This window comes from Amycolatopsis orientalis DSM 40040 = KCTC 9412 (assembly GCF_000478275.1).
Taxonomy (GTDB): Bacteria; Actinomycetota; Actinomycetes; order Mycobacteriales; family Pseudonocardiaceae; genus Amycolatopsis; species Amycolatopsis orientalis.
On sequence record NZ_ASJB01000015.1, the window covers coordinates 301,596 to 316,911 of the forward strand.

14 protein-coding genes are annotated in these 15,316 nt (G+C 71.2%); 4 read left to right on the forward strand and 10 right to left on the reverse strand.

The window, feature by feature from the left end; translation table 11 throughout:
* The first annotated feature begins 58 nt into the window (after positions 1–58).
* The 3 genes from L324_RS03840 (at position 59) to L324_RS03850 (ending at position 3,914) form a co-directional block, all read left to right on the forward strand.
* On the forward strand, positions 59–1,240 hold the full coding sequence (locus L324_RS03840) for an acyl-CoA dehydrogenase family protein (protein WP_037304136.1): 1,182 nt from the start codon (positions 59–61) through the stop codon (positions 1,238–1,240).
* A gap of 95 nt (positions 1,241–1,335) precedes the next feature.
* Positions 1,336–2,409, forward strand: coding sequence for an acyl-CoA dehydrogenase family protein (locus L324_RS03845; RefSeq protein ID WP_037304137.1), 1,074 nt, complete (start codon positions 1,336–1,338; stop codon positions 2,407–2,409).
* Complete coding sequence (locus L324_RS03850; protein ID WP_037304140.1) at positions 2,406–3,914, forward strand: long-chain-fatty-acid--CoA ligase; 1,509 nt, start codon at positions 2,406–2,408, stop codon at positions 3,912–3,914. The genes L324_RS03845 and L324_RS03850 overlap by 4 nt, the downstream gene beginning before the upstream one ends.
* 41 nt (positions 3,915–3,955) lie before the next feature.
* On the opposite strand, the gene L324_RS40780 is transcribed toward L324_RS03850, so the two are convergent.
* The 7 genes from L324_RS40780 to L324_RS03880 form a co-directional block, all read right to left on the reverse strand.
* Positions 3,956–4,501, reverse strand: a complete 546-nt coding sequence (locus tag L324_RS40780) for a helix-turn-helix transcriptional regulator (protein WP_152546673.1) — start codon at positions 4,499–4,501, stop codon at positions 3,956–3,958.
* A 238-nt stretch (positions 4,502–4,739) separates the two neighbouring features.
* Positions 4,740–6,506, reverse strand: coding sequence for an ABC transporter ATP-binding protein (locus tag L324_RS03860; RefSeq protein WP_051173599.1), 1,767 nt, complete (start codon positions 6,504–6,506; stop codon positions 4,740–4,742).
* Positions 6,503–6,934, reverse strand: coding sequence for a lasso peptide biosynthesis B2 protein (locus tag L324_RS03865; protein ID WP_037304141.1), 432 nt, complete (start codon positions 6,932–6,934; stop codon positions 6,503–6,505). Before L324_RS03865 ends, L324_RS03860 begins: the two co-directional genes overlap by 4 nt.
* Complete coding sequence (locus L324_RS03870) at positions 6,931–7,188, reverse strand: lasso peptide biosynthesis PqqD family chaperone (protein WP_037304142.1); 258 nt, start codon at positions 7,186–7,188, stop codon at positions 6,931–6,933. The genes L324_RS03865 and L324_RS03870 overlap by 4 nt, the downstream gene beginning before the upstream one ends.
* Entirely contained in the window at positions 7,185–9,029 is a 1,845-nt protein-coding gene (locus tag L324_RS03875; RefSeq protein ID WP_037304143.1) for an asparagine synthase-related protein, read from the reverse strand. The genes L324_RS03870 and L324_RS03875 overlap by 4 nt, the downstream gene beginning before the upstream one ends.
* Before the next feature lie 21 nt (positions 9,030–9,050).
* Positions 9,051–9,158 (reverse strand): keywimysin-related RiPP, encoded by a 108-nt coding sequence (locus L324_RS42045; RefSeq protein ID WP_152546674.1) that lies wholly within the window; start codon positions 9,156–9,158, stop codon positions 9,051–9,053.
* A gap of 196 nt (positions 9,159–9,354) precedes the next feature.
* The gene (locus tag L324_RS03880; protein ID WP_037304145.1) at positions 9,355–9,960 is read right to left on the reverse strand and encodes a TetR/AcrR family transcriptional regulator; all 606 of its coding nucleotides are present in this window, start codon (positions 9,958–9,960) and stop codon (positions 9,355–9,357) included.
* 66 nt (positions 9,961–10,026) lie between these two features.
* Here L324_RS03880 and L324_RS03885 point away from each other — a divergent pair, with 66 nt between their 5' ends.
* Positions 10,027–10,452: an SgcJ/EcaC family oxidoreductase gene (locus L324_RS03885; RefSeq protein ID WP_037304147.1), complete on the forward strand. Its 426-nt coding sequence runs from the start codon at positions 10,027–10,029 to the stop codon at positions 10,450–10,452.
* Positions 10,453–10,488: 36 nt separating this feature from the next.
* Here L324_RS03885 and L324_RS03890 read toward each other — a convergent pair whose 3' ends face one another.
* Genes L324_RS03890 through L324_RS03900 form a run of 3 tightly spaced genes read right to left on the reverse strand, consistent with a single transcriptional unit; the run spans position 10,489 to position 15,263 of the window.
* On the reverse strand, positions 10,489–13,182 hold the full coding sequence (locus L324_RS03890; RefSeq protein WP_037304150.1) for a bifunctional acetate--CoA ligase family protein/GNAT family N-acetyltransferase: 2,694 nt from the start codon (positions 13,180–13,182) through the stop codon (positions 10,489–10,491).
* Positions 13,183–13,184: 2 nt separating this feature from the next.
* Positions 13,185–14,357: an acetoin utilization protein AcuC gene (locus L324_RS03895; RefSeq protein ID WP_037304152.1), complete on the reverse strand. Its 1,173-nt coding sequence runs from the start codon at positions 14,355–14,357 to the stop codon at positions 13,185–13,187.
* 57 nt (positions 14,358–14,414) lie between these two features.
* On the reverse strand, positions 14,415–15,263 hold the full coding sequence (locus tag L324_RS03900; protein WP_037304154.1) for a sulfurtransferase: 849 nt from the start codon (positions 15,261–15,263) through the stop codon (positions 14,415–14,417).
* Positions 15,264–15,316: the final 53 nt, after the last annotated feature.

The window sequence follows — 15,316 nt, forward strand, 5'->3', positions numbered from 1 at the left end:
CCTTAGCGCCGCGAGCGGCCATGGCACCAGTAACGAGCACCGACGGCAGAGGTGACGGATGCGGATCGACTACACGCCGGAACAGCGCGCCCTGGCCGGGGAACTGCGTGAGTACTTCGCCGGGCTGATGACCCCCGAACGCCGTGAAGCGCTGGCCGGTGACGGCGGCGAGTACGGCGACGGCCTGGTGTACAAGGAGATCGTGCGCGACCTGGGTGCGTCGGGCTGGCTCGCGATCGGCTGGCCGCGCGAGTACGGCGGACAGGACCGGCCGATGCTCGACCAGCTCATCTTCACCGACGAGGCGGCCGCGGCCGGGGTGCCCGTCCCGTTCCTCACGGTGAACACGGTCGGGCCGACCATCATGCGCTACGGCACCGAAGAACAGAAGGCGTTCTACCTGCCGAAGATCGCCGCCGGCGAACTGCACTTCGCGATCGGCTACTCCGAACCGGGTGCCGGGACCGACCTGGCCTCGCTGCGTACCCGCGCGGTCCGGGACGGCGACGACTACGTGATCAACGGCCAGAAGATGTGGACGAGCCTGATCGAGTACGCCGACTACGTCTGGCTGGCCGCCCGCACCGACCCCGACGCCCGCAGGCACAAGGGCCTCAGCATGCTGATCGTGCCGACGTCGGCACCCGGGTTCTCCTGGACGAAGGTGCGCACGGTCGCCGGGCCCGGCACGAGCGCGACCTACTACGACGACGTGCGCGTACCGGTGACCTCCCGGGTCGCCGGGGAGAACGAGGGCTGGCCGCTCATCACCAACCAGCTCAACCACGAACGCGTCGCGCTGACCTCGGCCGCGCCGATCCAGACGTCCGTGCGCGACGTGCGGGTCTGGGCGCAGACGACCAAGCTGCCCGATGGCTCCCGCGTCATCGACGCGCCGTGGGTGCGGCTGCATCTGGCGCGGATCCACGCGCACGCGGAGTACCTGAAACTGCGGAACTGGCGGATCGCCTGTGCGGCCGCGAGCAGCGACCTCGGCCCGGCGGAGGCGTCGGCGACCAAGGTGTTCGGCACGGAGTTCGCGACCGAGGCGTACCGGCTGATGATGGAGATCCTCGGCGCGGGGGCCGTGGTCCGCGAGGGCTCCCCCGGGGCGCTGCTGCGCGGCCGGATCGAACGGCTGCACCGGTCGTCGCTGATCCTCACCTTCGGCGGCGGCACCAACGAGATCCAGCGGGACATGATCGCCGCGACCGCCCTCGGCCTGCCCGTCACCCGCTAGCCGAAGGACGCTTTCCCCGCATGCGACGCGGTGAAAGCTCCCTTCACCGCATCGCATGCGGGGAAGGTTCCCTTCAGCTCCCTCAGGAGGCATTGATGGACTTCACGCTCACCGAGGCGCAGCAGGATCTCGCCTCCCTCACGCGCCGGATCCTGACGGACAAGGTGACCCCGGACATGCTGGGGTCACACGGTTCCGGCGGCTTCGACGCTCCACTGTGGACGGCCTTGGCGCAGGCCGGGGTGATCGACGCCGCCCTGCCCCAGTCGGTCGGCGGTGGCGGGTTCGGACTGCTGGAGCAGTGTTCCGTCCTGGCCGAGATCGGCCGCGCGGTCGCGCCGGTCCCCTACCTGACGTCGGTCGTGATGGCCGCGTCCGCGCTCGCGGAACGCGGCGATGGGCGGCTCGCGGAACGCTGGGTCGTCCCGGTCCTGCGCGGCGACCACGTCCTCGCGGTGGCGCTGCCGGACTACGGCGTGCCGTGCGGTTTCACCGCCGAGGCCGACGGCGACGGCTGGCGGCTCACCGGCGCGCAGACCGCGGTCCCGTTCGGCGCCTTCGCGCACGGGTTCCTCGTCGAGGCCGCGATCGACGGCGGACGCCAGGTGTTCCTGCTCGACGCGGACTCGGTGACCATCTCGCCGCAGCGGACCGTCGACCACGCCGACGCGGCGCTCGTCGAACTGTCCGGCGCGAAGGCCGCGGTCTCGCTGGGGGACATCGGCGAGTGGCTGCGGTTGCGCGGCACCATCGGCGTCTGCGCCCAGCAACTCGGCGTCGTCGAGCGAGCGCTGGAACTGACCGCGGCGTACGCGCGGGAACGGAAGCAGTTCGGCCACCTCATCGGGAGTTTCCAGGCGGTCCGGCAGCGGCTGGCCGACGCCTACGTCGACGTCGAGGCCGTCCGGCTGACCCTGTGGCAGGCCGCCTGGCGGCTGAGTGAAGGACTTCCGGCGGCCGAGGAGGTCGCGACGGCGAAGTTCTGGGCGGCCGAGGCCGGGCACCGCGTCGCGCACACCGCCGTGCACGTCCACGGCGGGGTCGGCATCGATGTCGACCACACGCTGCACCGCTACTTCGTCGCGGCGAAACGGCTCGAATTCACCCTGGGCGGGGCGACCGCGCAGGCGCGGGGCCTCGGCGATCTCCTGGCCGCGGACCCGGCATGACCCCCACGGTCACGGAACTCCTGCTCGCCCGGGCGGAGGACCGCTCGACCGGGCTGCTGTCCGAGGACCGGCGCTGGTCCTGGGCCGAGCACGTCGAGGCGTGTACCGCGCACGCCGCCGCGCTCACCCGGATTCTGCGTCCGGGCGGGCATTTCGGGCTGCTGGCCGACAACGTCCCCGAGTTCTCGTTCCTGCTCGGCGGCGCGGCGCTGTCGGGGCACGTGCTGGTCGGCCTGAACCCGACGCGCCGGGGCGCGGCGCTGGCCCGCGACGTCGCGCTGGCCGACTGCGAGCTGGTGTTCGCCGAGGAGAAGTACCTCCCGCTGCTGTCCGAGGCCGGGGTCCCGGTACTTCCGCTGAGCGCTCTCGAACCCTCCCCGGACACGATCGTCCCCGTGGCCGCGAAACCCGAAGACCTGCTCATGCTGATCTTCACCTCGGGCACCAGCGGCGATCCCAAGGCCGTCCGGTGCACGCACGGCAAGATCGCCTACCCCGGCGAGATGCTGGCGTCCCGGTTCGGACTGTCCACACAGGACACCGTGTACGTGTCGATGCCGATGTTCCACTCCAACGCCATCATGGCGGGCTGGTCGGTCGGCCTCGCCGCGGGCGCGGGGATCGCGCTGCGGCGACGGTTCTCCGCCTCCGGCTTCCTGCCGGACGTCCGGAGGTTCGGTGCGACGTACGCCAACTACGTCGGCAAGCCACTGTCCTATGTGCTCGCCACTCCCGAGCGGGACGACGACGCCGACAACCCGCTGAAACTGGTCTACGGCAACGAAGGCGCGGAAGCGGACCTCGCCGCCTTCGGCACGCGCTTCGGCTGCCACGTGGTCGACGCGTTCGGTTCGACCGAGGGCGGGGTGAACTTCGGCCGGGACGCCACCACGCCACCAGGTTCACTCGGACGGCTCCTCGACGGCGTCGCGATCCTCGATCCGGAGACCGGGAAACCCTGTCCCCCGGCGGAATTCGACGCGAACGGGAAGTTGCTCAACGCCGCCGAGGCGGTCGGCGAGCTGGTCAACACCGGCGGCGCGGGTTTCTTCGCCGGGTACTACGGGGATCCGGCCGCCGAGGCCGAGCGGATGCGCGACGGGATGTACCACACCGGCGATCTGGCCTACCTCGACGCGGACGGCTACTGCTATTTCGCCGGGCGGCTCGGCGACTGGCTCCGCGTCGACGGCGAGAACCTCGGCACCGCCCCGATCGAGCGTGCGCTCATCCGGCATCCGGCCGTCGGCGAGGCGGCGGTCTACGGTGTGCCGGATCCGCGCGTGGGCGACCAGGTGATGGCCGCGCTGGTCTGCCGCGCACCGGTGGACGCGGACGAGTTCGCTGCTTTCGTGCTGGCACAAGGCGATCTCGGGCCGAAGCAGCGGCCACGGTTCGTGCGGGTGGTCGAGGAACTGCCGCGGACGGCGACGCACAAGGTGCTCAAGCGGGAGCTGGCAGCGGAAGGAACCGCCGCTGCCTGGGAACTGCGGTACCAGCAGTAGAACGGGGATCCGGGAACGCGCCTTGTGGACACGAAGTCGGGCTAGACGCGTTTGGTCAAGCGGCCGAGCCGGAAGCCCAACGCCATCCGCGACGTGGTGCCGAACCGGTCGTGCAGCTCGGACACGATCGTGCGCACGGTCCGGCTGCTCATGCCGAGGCGGTTGGCGACCTGATGGTCCGTGGCTCCCTCCACCAGCAGGTCCGCGACCTGCGACTGCCGTCCCTTGAGGCAGGTGCCCCGCCCCGGCCCGCCGCCGAGCGGCCGCGACTCCGACCAGAGGACCCCGAAGAACTGACCGCACGGACCGACGAGCGGGGGACGCAGCACCAGCGCGCCCGCGTGCAGGCTCACCTCGTCGAGCGGCACGACCGCGTATCGGGCGTCGAAGACGAGCATGTGCCGCAGCACTCCGCCGTACACCCTGATCTCGGTCTGCCTGGCCTTTTCGTGGTGCCGCACCAGCTCACCGCCCGCCAGTCGCGAGTCGACCACCAGGCGGCTTCGCCCCGCGCTGAAGAGCATCGATTCCAGCAGCCCCGGATCGCAGGCGCCCGTTCTGCTGCCGTCGGAAAGAATTCCCGACACGAGTTTGGTGGTTTCACAAAACCGGTCGATACGCCTGAGCGTATCGCACCGTCCCGACAGCACCTCCACGAATTCCATTCGCCGCGTCAATTGGCCATCGGCCAGTCGGTTGTAGATCATTTGAGCATCATCACCGGCCCATCCGAATAACCCGTCCGACATCCCAGCGACCCATTCTCAAGAGCACTCGGAGGATGCGACAGGGCCATCCGGGGGAAGAGATGACCACAATCGGGGATTATCCGGCGGAAGCCGCTTCGGCCGGATGACTCCCGGTAGGCCGGTCATCGGACAACTGATTCTCGACGAGCCGCCGGTACAGCGGGCAGGACACGGTGAGCTCGTCGTGCGTGCCGTCGCCGGCGACCCTGCCTTCGTCGAGCACCAGTATCCGGTCGGCCCGGCGGACCGTGGCCAGCCGGTGGGCGATGATCAGCAGCGCGCATTCACCTCCGGCCCGCTCCAGCGCCCTGGTCAGCGCGAACTCGTTGATCTGGTCGAGATGCGCGCTCGGCTCGTCGAGAAGCAGCAGGTCGGGCCGGGTGAGCAGGGCGCGGGCGATGGCGACCCGCTGCCGCTCACCGCCGGAGAGCATGTTCCCGCGTTCCCCGACCTGGGTGTCGAGCCCCTCGGGCAGGGCGTCGACGAGCCCGGCCAGGTTGACCATTTCCAGCACCCGCGTGAGGTCCTCCGCGCCGGCGTCCGGTGCCGCGTACACGAGGTTTTCCCGCAGGGTGCCATGCAGGATCGGCACGTTCTGGTCGACAAGGGCCAGCCGGGAACGGCAGTCGGAAAGTGAAATTCCGTTCAGGTCGGCGCCATTCAGCAGGATCGTCCCGGAAAAGGGCTGATAAAAACACTCGGCCAGCGAGAAAACTGTCGACTTTCCCGCCCCTGACTTTCCGACCAGCGCCACGGTCGTCCGCGGTTCGACCCGGAACGAAACGCCGTCCAGCACCGTCCTTTTCCCGTAGGAGAATCGGACGTCGCGGAATTCCAGCACCGGCGCGGACCGCACGGGGAGTATCGGCGAGCGGGTCGCCGTGTCGCTTTCGACGGGCAAGAGGGATGCCTCGTGCACCCGCTGCAGCGCGCCCATGCCGCGCTGGACGAGGCCGATTCCCTGGAGCAGGGAGATGAGCGGCACCACCAGATAGGTCGCGTACAAGAGGAACGCCACCAGCTCGCCCAGCGACGTCGCGTTCGACGCCACCCGCGCCCCGCCGATGAGCAGCACCAGCAGCAGCGAGCCGCGGATGGCCAGCTCGACGGCCGGGGTCATCACCGAGGTCAGCTTGGCCGCCTGCACTCCCGCGGCGAAGGCCGTCTCCGCCCGCTCGCCGATCCGCCGCTCCTCTCGCGGCTCCGCCCGGTTCGCGCGCACCATCCGGATCGCGCCCAGCGCGCGTTCGAGGTCCGCGGTCATCTCGCCGACCCCGCGCTGCGTCCGCTCGCCCGCCGCGCGGAGCCTGCCGAGCAACGCGGCCACCACGACGGCGGCGACCGACACGGTCGCCGCCACCAGACCGAACAGCACCGGGTCGAGCAGCAGCATCAGCACCGCCGTGCCGAGGCCGGTCAGCCCGCCCGCGACGAGCTGGACCGACGCGGTCGACACCACGTCGCGCAGCACGGTGGTGTCGACGCTGAGCCGGGAGATCAGGTCGCCGAGCCGGTGGTCCTCGTAAGCGGGCATCCGCAGCCGCAGCAGGCGAGCGATCAGCCTTCTGCGCACGCTGAGCACCACGCGTTCACCCGACCGCTCCAGCATGAACAAGCCGAGCCCGTCCACGGCGGCCTGGACGAGGAAGAGCCCGGCTATGCCCGCGATGAACCACCAGGAGAGCGGCCGCGTGCCCGCCGAGTCGATCCCGTGCCGGACCAGCAACGGCTGCAGCATGCCCAGTCCGGACGCCGCCACGGTGAGCACGATCGCCAGCGTCAGCACCCCGCGGTGGCCCGCGGTCAGCCGCAGCAGATCCCGGAAACCCGCCCGATCACTCATCGGGCCGGGTCCGGCGGCCCGACGGCGACGAGCTTCGCGAAATACCCGGCGGAGACCCCTTCGCCGACGGGCTGCCCGTCCACCTCGACCCAGGCGTGCGCGCCGAACGGCGGCCGCGACCGGACGCCGACGCACCACGTCGGCCAGGTACCGCGGAACCTGCACAGCAGCGTGACCGCCAGCGACCTGGGCAGGCAGCCTTTCGGGCCGAGGCAGGCCAGGCTGACCGCGAGCACCGCCTCCCTCGCGGCCTCCGCCTGCTCGGGGGTGGCCGGCCGGGCGCCGCGGCGGAGGACGCCGAAGACCAGCCGGATCCGGTGGGGCGGCAGCATCGCGACCAGCCTGGCCGCGGCGACCGCGCACCGGGCGGCGAGCCGCCGCGTGAACGGCAGTGACCGCGATCTGCTGAGCGCGCTCGGGGTGGTCACGACGTCACCAGGCCCGCCGCGCGCAGCCCCTCCACCAGCGTGGTCACGTCCTGTTCGGCACGCTCACGCGAGACGTCGTACTCCTCGATGAGCGCGCCGGCCGCCTGTTCGCTGTCACCGCCTTCGAGCAGTGTCCGCACGACGATCCGGCCACTCGGGTTGAGCTGGAAATATCGGCCCTTGCGCTCGTCGAGCAGCACGGACCCATAGTCTGTGTCCACAATGGACACGTCGGCGCGGAAGGCGAGGCTCATTTCTCCTCCAGAGAGAGCAAGGGCTTCGAGAACGTGCGCAGCCAGACCTCGCAGCCGATGGTGGGATACAGGATGCCGTCGCGAAGCTCCGGCGTTTCGGGTCGCGATGCCAAGGCGCTCAAGCGATTCCGGTCGACGAGGCCGAGTTCGGCCAGCCGGGAGTCCGCCCACAGCTCACGCAGGTCGCCCCGGCCGGCCCGCAGCCCCGCCGCGGCGTCCATCGACGCCTGCGCCTTGCTGGTGCGGGCCAGGCATTCGCCGGGTACCACGCCGCGCATGGCTTCGGTGAGCACCGGTTTGTACGCCCACGGCGTCACCCGGTCGTCCGGCCTGATCGACAGGCAGGCCTCGATCACCCGGTCGTCGAAGAACGGCGACTGGATCGGCAGCCCGGCCCGCGCGCTCATCTGCTCCCATTGCCGGATGATCCGCGTGCAGGACAGGATCTGCTCCAGATCCGCGTGCTCGCCCCTGGTCTCACCGAGGGGCTCCGCGGTGAGCGCCGCCTCCCGGATCGCCGCGCTCGCCAGCTCTTGCGCCTCCCGCGTCGCCCAGTCGAACAACCGGGGCGGAGTGCTCCACCCCAGCGCCGCGGTCACCGGCGCGGTCTTCGCCGCGCGGACGTCGGCCGCGGCGTCCGAGAGCCACCGGCGGTACGAACGGGAATCGGCGAGCGCGCGGACCATGCCACCGAGCGGCCAGGTGAACAGCGCGCGGAAGCCCCGGAGCGCGCCCAGCGCGAACAACGGACGGCGCCGCAGAATCGTGTGATAGTGCGCTTCGGAGCACCAAGCGACGTGATCGCCGCCGATGCCGGTCAGCCGGACCCTGCTGCCCTTGGCCGCCAGCGGCGCCAGATCGCTGAGCAGCCTGGCCCGGTCCATCATCCCGATGGTCGGTTCGTCGAGCGGATCGTCGATTTCGAGCAGGCCCGCGTAGACCAGCGGAGACGCGGCGACGTCCCACACCGCGTGCTCGACCTCGAGCAGATGCGCCGCCGCGCGCTTCGCCCAGGCGAGGTCGTCGTCGGCCGGGTCGAGTCCCGGCCAGGTGCTCGCCACGATCTTCGCGTCGCCGCGGGCGGCGAGGAAGGTCACCGAGGTCGAATCCAGGCCACCGGAAAGGTCGCAGGCGACCACGCCACCGGCGGCCGTGCGCGTGTCCACCGCGGCGGCGAGCGCTTCCCGCACCAGCGGCGCGCCTTCCGCGAGCGAACGTTCCGGGCGCGGCGGATCCCACCACCGCACCGTGCGGGCGGCGAGGCCGTCCGGCGCGAACACCAGCGCGCTGCCCGGCTCCACTCCGTGCACCCCGCGCCACATCGGCTTGTGCAGGAACGGATGCGGAACCGGGAACAGCAGCCGGACCGCGAGCATCCGCTCGTCGATGTCCGCTCCCGCCGCGTGGGCGAGGATGTCCGCACGGTCGGCCGCGACCACCACGCCGCCGATCCTGGTGTGGTGGACCAGCCGCAGCCCGGACGCCGTGCCCTGCACCCGGCAGTGCCCGTCCACCGACGCCACCAGGTGGAAGCTGCCCGGCAGCTTCGCCGCCAGCGCGTCGAGCCCGCCGGGATCCCGCAGCCTCGCGGCCGCGAGGGTCAGTTCCTTCTCGGTGACCGGGCACCAGCCGATCACCGCCAGCCTGGTCCGCCCCGCCGAGGCCACGATGATCCCGTCATCCGGCCACCGGCCGGTCAGCCACGGCCGCCCCGACGCGTGGGCGAGCGTCCGGGACCCAGGTGCGTGCAACCGCGGGGCCACGGCGAAGGTGGCTTCGTGGTCGGGAAAGACCGCGAAGTACTCCTCGCCGTGACCCAGCGTGTCAACGATTCGACGCATCGACGCAGACGGTCAGCGCGTTCAGTTCTTGCTGAAGATCAGCCGGTCGTTGCCCGACGACTGCAGCAGGCCGGTGACCTCACCGAACTCGCCGGCCTCGATCAGCATGGGGGTCTCGTATTCCTTCATGGCACTCACCTTTCGTCGGCTTTCCTTCGATTAGGGCGTGCACGCGCCATCACCGAACGTAACAAGGGGTTCACGGGTTCCACAGCGAACGAAGCTTCCGGAACCGGCAATTGCCACAAGCGGCACTCGAGCTGCGCACTGCTGTCGCACTGGGGCAACGCGCTCAGCTCTCGGCGTTCTTCGGCAAGCCCCTGCGTCACCGAAGCAGCGACGTGACCAAGGTGTCCTTGAGCCAGGCTTCGTAGTCGTCGTGACTCCATCCGGCCTCGGTGACGAGGCTGGTGTGGACGTCGGCGCTCATCAGGGCCACGGCGATGTCGGCGGCCCTGGGCACCACCTCGCGTCCGCTCGCCTCGACGCGGGCGATCACCAGCTCGACGCCGAGCCGGTTGCGCCGCGCGCCCTCGGCCTGGGTCGCGGCGATGTCCGGATCGACGGCGGCCCCGGAGCTCAGCATCGCGACGATGTCGCCGCAGCGTTCCCGGACCTGGCGGGCGACCCGGGCCAGCAGGCCGAGCAACGCGACCGGGTCTTCGGTCCGCTGCGCCTCGGCGACGAGGTCGGGGATCCCGGACTCGTCGTCGAGGAGGTCGACGAGACCGCCGAGGACACCGGCCTTCGAGCCGAAGTGGGCGTAGATGGTCTGCGGCGACACCCCAGCTTCCTGCGCGATGAGGCGGATCGGCGTCCGCGCGTATCCGCGCTCGGCGAAGAGGCCGCGGGCCGCGGTCAGGATCGTGCGCAGCGTCAGCGCCTCGCGGCGGTCGCGCAACCGGACGATGCCGGGAAGATCCGCGGGCATGTATGCTCCTCGAAAGTTGGAACGTTGTTCTAAGTAATGGATCGCCGTTACACGGAGAGGATAGCGATGACCACCGAGGAGATCATCACGGAGCTGGAACGCGCCTGGAACGCGGGCGACGGGCCGGCGTGGGCCGCGTGTTTCGCCGAGGACGCGGACTTCGTCGACGTCCTCGGCCGGATCCAGCGCGGCCGCGCGACGATCGCGCGGGAAAGCCAGAACATCTTCGACACCATCTACCGGGGCAGCAGGCTGGAGATCCGCCAGGTGTCGAGCCGTCCGCTCGGCGGCGGATTCGACCTCGTGCACACCGCGACCAGGCTGTCCATCCCCGCCGGCCCCCTGGCCGGGGAAGCACGGGCGGTGCAGACGAAGCTCGTCCGCGACGGCGAGATCGTCGCGTTCCACAACACGATCCGGGGCGATATCGCGGAGTTCGCCGACCACGACGCGGAACTCGCCGCCCGGTCGCCCCAGGAGTGGGATTCCTGATCGCCGCCGTTCCCGGCGGACGTGGTGCTCCCGGGGTCAGGCAGGGGCGTTGATCGGCCGCAGCCGCCGCGGCCCGGTGTCGGGGCGGGTCGGTGGCGGGCCGAGCACGATCCGGGCGTTGGCGACGAACGCGCCGTCCGGGGAGGCCAGGATCGGGTCGAGCGTCATCGAGCGGACCTCGGGGTTGTCCTCGGCGAGGGCGGCGACGCGCAGCACGATGTCCTGCAACGCGGCCAGATCCGCCGGTTCGTCGCCGCGGTATCCGGTGAGCAGCGGCGAGGTCCGCGGTTCGCGCAGCAGGGTGGCGGCGTCGACGTCGGTGAGCGGGACGGCGCGGTAGGCCCGGTCCCCCAGCAGCGTGCTGACCAGCCCGGAGAGGCCGAACGACACGAGCGTGCCGAACGACGGGTCGTCCTGCAGGCCGATCACGCAGGACAGGCCCTTGGGCGCCATCCGCTGGACGTAGACGTCGTCGTCGCCGGAGGTCTCCCGCAGATCGAGGTACGCCCGGCGTACTCCGTCCACAGAGGACAGGTCGAGCCGCACCCCGGCGAGGTCCGGCCTGCCGCGGAACCGTTCGTCGACGGCCTTGAGGGTGACCGGGAAACCCAGCTCTTCGGCGGCTTTCACCGCTTCGTCCGCCGACGTCACGACACGGAAGGGGACGACGTCGATGCCGTAACAGCCCAGAAGCCGGACCACGTCTTCGTCGGAGAGCAGGGTGGTCTTGCCGTCCTCGCCTTTCAGCAGCTCGTTGACGATCACCTGAGCCTGCTCGGCGTGCAGCCCCGCCGGCCGCACCAGGTTCCCTTGCGGCCGCTGACGCCAGGCGGCGTAACGCACGACGCGGGCGAGCGCGTTCACCGCGCGTTCGGGGCTGGGATAGGACGGGACCGAACCCCGCGTCGGCACGCCGTCGTCGGACAGCACGGCCAGTTCGTCCGGCACGCCCTCGACGGCGAGGAAGGTCGACACGATCGGCTTGTTCTCGTGCATCTCCACGACGGCCTCCCGCAGGGCGCGGGCGTAGGCGGTGCCGGGGATGGCCAGCGGTGGCACGAAGACCACGACGAGCGCGTCGGTCTCCGGGGAGTTGAGGGCTTCACGCACGGCCGAGGCGAACTCCTCCGGGCTCGCCTGCGGTCCGACGTCGACCGGGTCCGAGGCCAGCCGCAGGCCCTGTGCCCGCGCGGTGTCGGCGGCCAGCAGCCCGATCGCGCTGGAGTTACCCACGATGCCGACCCGCGGTCCGGCCGGCAGCGGCTGGTGGGCGAAGACCAGTGCGGTGTCGAAGAGCTGCGCGAGGGTGTCGACGCGGACCACACCCGCCTGCTCGAACAGGGCCTGGACGCTGGATTCGTCGACCTCCGCCGAGGTCGCGGCGAGTTGCGGTCGGACGGCGTGCCTGCCGGACTTCACCGCCACCACCGGTTTCGTCCGCGCCAGCCGCCGCGCCAGCCGCGCGAACTTGCGCGGGTTGCCGAACGATTCCAGGTACAGCAGCACGAGGTCGGTCGCCGGATCGGTCTCCCAGTACTGGAGGAGGTCGTTGCCGGAGACGTCGGCCCGGTTGCCCGCCGAGACGAACGTCGAGAGCCCGAGGCCGCGTGCTTCGGCGTCCGCGAGGATCGCGGTGCCGAGCGCACCGGACTGGCAGAAGAACCCGGTGCGGCCGCGCGCGGGCAGGCGCGGCGCGAGGGTGGCGTTGAGCCGGACCGAGGCGTCGGTGTTGAGCACGCCCAGCGCGTTCGGGCCGACCACGCGCATACCGTGCGCCCTGGCCTCCCCGACCAGCCGCAGTTCGGCGTGCAGCCCGTGCGGTCCGGCCTCGGCGAAACCGCCCGAGACGATCAGGAGGGTCTTGACCCCCTTGGCGAGCGCACCGTCCAAAACGGACTCGACGGCTTCGGCGGGCACGGCGACCAGCGCGAGATCGACGTCCTCGGGAATGTCCACAACGGACGGATAAGCGCGCACGCCCCGGACGGACTTGTGCTCCGGGTTGACCGGGTAGACGGTGCCCGCGAAGTCGGCGCTCAGCAGGTTGGTGAGGGCGACGTAGCCGATCTTCGTCGGATCGGTGGACGCGCCGATCACCGCGACCGACTTCGGATGCAGCAGGTTGTGCACGCTGCGCGCCTCGGCCGCCTGCTCCCGGGAGCGGGCGACCGCGAGCGACTCCTCGGTCGGGTCGATGTCGAACTCCAGATGCAGCACGCCTTCCTCGATCTCGCGGCTGACCTGGTATCCGGCGTCGCGGAACACCCGGACCATCGCCGCGTTCTCGGCGAGCACCTCGGCGACGAAGCGGCGCAGCCCGGATTCCGAGGCGGCGGCGGCCAGATGCTCCAGCAGGATCGAGCCGAGCCCGCGCCCCTGGTGGGCGTCGTCGACGACGAACGCGACCTCCGCCGACGGACCGTGGTCGAGGCGTTCGTAACGGCCGACGGCCACGATGTCGTCGCCCAGCAGCGCGACGAAGGCGACCCTGTCGTGGTGGTCGACGACGGAGAACCGTTCGAGGTCCCGTTGCGGGATCCGCGGATAGGCGCCGAAGTACCGGAAGTACCGGGTGCGTTCGGACAACCGGCCGTGGAACGCGACGAGCCCGTCGGCGTCGCTGGGGATCACCGGTCGCAGGTGGACGGTGCCGCCGTCGGAGAGCAGGACGTCGGCCTCCCACTCGCGCGGGTAGTCGAAGGCGGCGCGCCTGGCGTCCTCAGTGGTCATGGTCAATCCCTCGGATCGTCCGGATCGAGGCCGTGCAGCGGGAAGATCGCGCGGCGGGTGTCGCGGATGGCGATGTCGACCGGCTCGTCCGCCCCGTCTCCCCACGGGGTGAACCCGGTTTCGCGGTCATCGGACATCCGGGGCGGGATTTCGGCGTTCGGCGCCGCCCTGGAGATGGACGCGACCCAGTTCGGCGGCAGCGACGTCGCCGGGTCGACATCGCGGTCGAGCACGGTGGCGAGCAGATGGGTCCAGGAGCGCGGCACCACCCGGATCAGCTGGTAGCCCCCGCCGCCCACGGCGAGCCACCGGCCGCCGGCGTGCGCCTCGGCCAGTCCGCGAAGCCGCCGGTAGATCTCGCGATGGCCGTCCACCGAGAGTGAAAGGTCCGCCAGCGGGTCTTCTTCGTGGGAATCGACGCCGCACTGGGTGACGAGGATCTGCGGCCGGAACTGCTCCAGCAGCGACGGCACCACCGCGTCGAACGCCCGCAGCCAGCCGCCGTCCCGGGTGCCGGGCGGCAGCGGGAGGTTGACCGAGGTGCCCTCGGCGCCGCCTTTGCCGATCTCCGCCGAGTAGCCCGTGCCCGGCCACAGCGTGAACGGGTGCTGGTGCAGGGAAACGGTCAGCACGCGGGGATCGTCGTAGAACGCGGCCTGTACGCCGTCACCGTGGTGGACGTCGGTGTCGACGTAGGCGACGCGGTCGAAACCGTGGTCCAGCAGCCACGAGATCGCCACCGAGCAGTCGTTGTAGACGCAGAAACCCGACGCCCTGTCCCGCATCGCGTGGTGCAGTCCGCCGGCGATGTTCACCGCCCTGGTCACCTCGCCGTCGGCGATCTTGCGTGCGGCCAGCAGCGTCGAGCCGACGACCAGCGCCGAAGCCTCGTGCATGCCGGTGAACACCGGGTTGTCCTCGGTGCCGAGCCCGTGCGCGAGATCCTCGCCGGTCATCGGTGCCTGTCGGACCGCCTCGAGGTACTCGCCGGCGTGGACGCGGCGGATCTCGTCGTCCCCGGCTGGCCCGGGGACGAGCAGTTCGACGCCGTCGAGCACGCCGAGTTCGGTGGCGAGCCGGATGGTGAGTTCGAGCCGCACCGGATTGAACGGATGCTCGCCGCCGAGGTCGTAACCCAGCAGCGAGGAGTCCCATACGACGGCCGGTGCTCGCATGGTTCGAACTCTAGTGCCCGGACGCGGCTGATGCCCCGTACCGGACCCGCCCGCGGGTCAGCCGGGCAGATCGCCGGTGGCGACCGGGCGCTCCGGATCACGCGACCAGTGCGACCACGAACCCGCGTACAGCGCGGCCGGTTCCGGGTGACCGGCGACCTCGAGCGCGAGGACGACGGACGAGGCGGTGACGCCCGATCCACAGTAGACACCGACCGGGGTCTCCGGGGTCACGCCGAGTCCTTCGAACCGCTCGGCCAGTTCCGAGGCGTCGCGCCAGCGGCCGTCCTCCGCGAGATGCCCGGAGAAGGGCGCGTTGACCGCACCCGGGATGTGCCCGGCGCGCGGGTCGATCGGCTCGGTCTCCCCGGCGTACCTCGGCCTGGCCCTGGCGTCGAAGAGCAGCCCCTCCCTGGCGAGCGCGGCGGCCTCGGCGGCCTCCAGTACCGGCATGCCGCCAGGCTTCACGACGATGTCGCCTTCCTCCGGCGCCGGGACCTCGGCCGTGACCGGCCGCTCTTCCTCTGCCCAGGCGGCGAACCCGCCGTCCAGCACGGCGACCTTGGCGTGCCCGGCCCAGCGCAGCAGCCACCACGCCCGGGCCGCGACCGATCCGTCGGAGTCGTCGTAGACCACGACCGGGTGACCGGTGCGGACCCCGGCCGCCCGCAGGTGCCGCTGCAGCGTCTCCGGCTCCGGCAGCGGATGACGGCCGCCGTCCCCCGGCTCCCCGGCGAGCGCCGTGTCGAGATCGACGTACACCGCGCCAGGGAGATGTGCCTCACGGTAGGAATCGGCTCCGGGCGGGCCGGCGAGACGCCACCGGACGTCGAGGACTACGGAGCGTGCCGGTTCCGGCCCGGACAGCTGCGCGGCGAGTTCGCTGGTAGTGATCATGGGGCGCATCCGCCCATCTTCCCGCGCCTCCCGGCTCCACGCCCAGCTTGGGGGACTTTTCC

Excerpts from the sequence above, each read along its gene's own strand:
- L324_RS03840 (WP_037304136.1), top strand. The coding sequence starts at position 59 with ATGCGGATCGACTACACGCCGGAACAGCGCGCCCTGGCCGGGGAACTG.
- L324_RS03900 (WP_037304154.1), bottom strand. The coding sequence starts at position 15,263 with ATGCGCCCCATGATCACTACCAGCGAACTCGCCGCGCAGCTGTCCGGG.
- L324_RS03850 (WP_037304140.1), top strand. The coding sequence starts at position 2,406 with ATGACCCCCACGGTCACGGAACTCCTGCTCGCCCGGGCGGAGGACCGC.
- L324_RS03875 (WP_037304143.1), bottom strand. The coding sequence starts at position 9,029 with ATGCGTCGAATCGTTGACACGCTGGGTCACGGCGAGGAGTACTTCGCG.
- L324_RS03885 (WP_037304147.1), top strand. The coding sequence starts at position 10,027 with ATGACCACCGAGGAGATCATCACGGAGCTGGAACGCGCCTGGAACGCG.
- L324_RS03890 (WP_037304150.1), bottom strand. The coding sequence starts at position 13,182 with ATGACCACTGAGGACGCCAGGCGCGCCGCCTTCGACTACCCGCGCGAG.
- L324_RS03845 (WP_037304137.1), top strand. The coding sequence starts at position 1,336 with ATGGACTTCACGCTCACCGAGGCGCAGCAGGATCTCGCCTCCCTCACG.
- L324_RS42045 (WP_152546674.1), bottom strand. The coding sequence starts at position 9,158 with ATGAAGGAATACGAGACCCCCATGCTGATCGAGGCCGGCGAGTTCGGT.
- L324_RS03870 (WP_037304142.1), bottom strand. The coding sequence starts at position 7,188 with ATGAGCCTCGCCTTCCGCGCCGACGTGTCCATTGTGGACACAGACTAT.
- L324_RS03880 (WP_037304145.1), bottom strand. The coding sequence starts at position 9,960 with ATGCCCGCGGATCTTCCCGGCATCGTCCGGTTGCGCGACCGCCGCGAG.
- L324_RS03860 (WP_051173599.1), bottom strand. The coding sequence starts at position 6,506 with ATGAGTGATCGGGCGGGTTTCCGGGATCTGCTGCGGCTGACCGCGGGC.
- L324_RS03895 (WP_037304152.1), bottom strand. The coding sequence starts at position 14,357 with ATGCGAGCACCGGCCGTCGTATGGGACTCCTCGCTGCTGGGTTACGAC.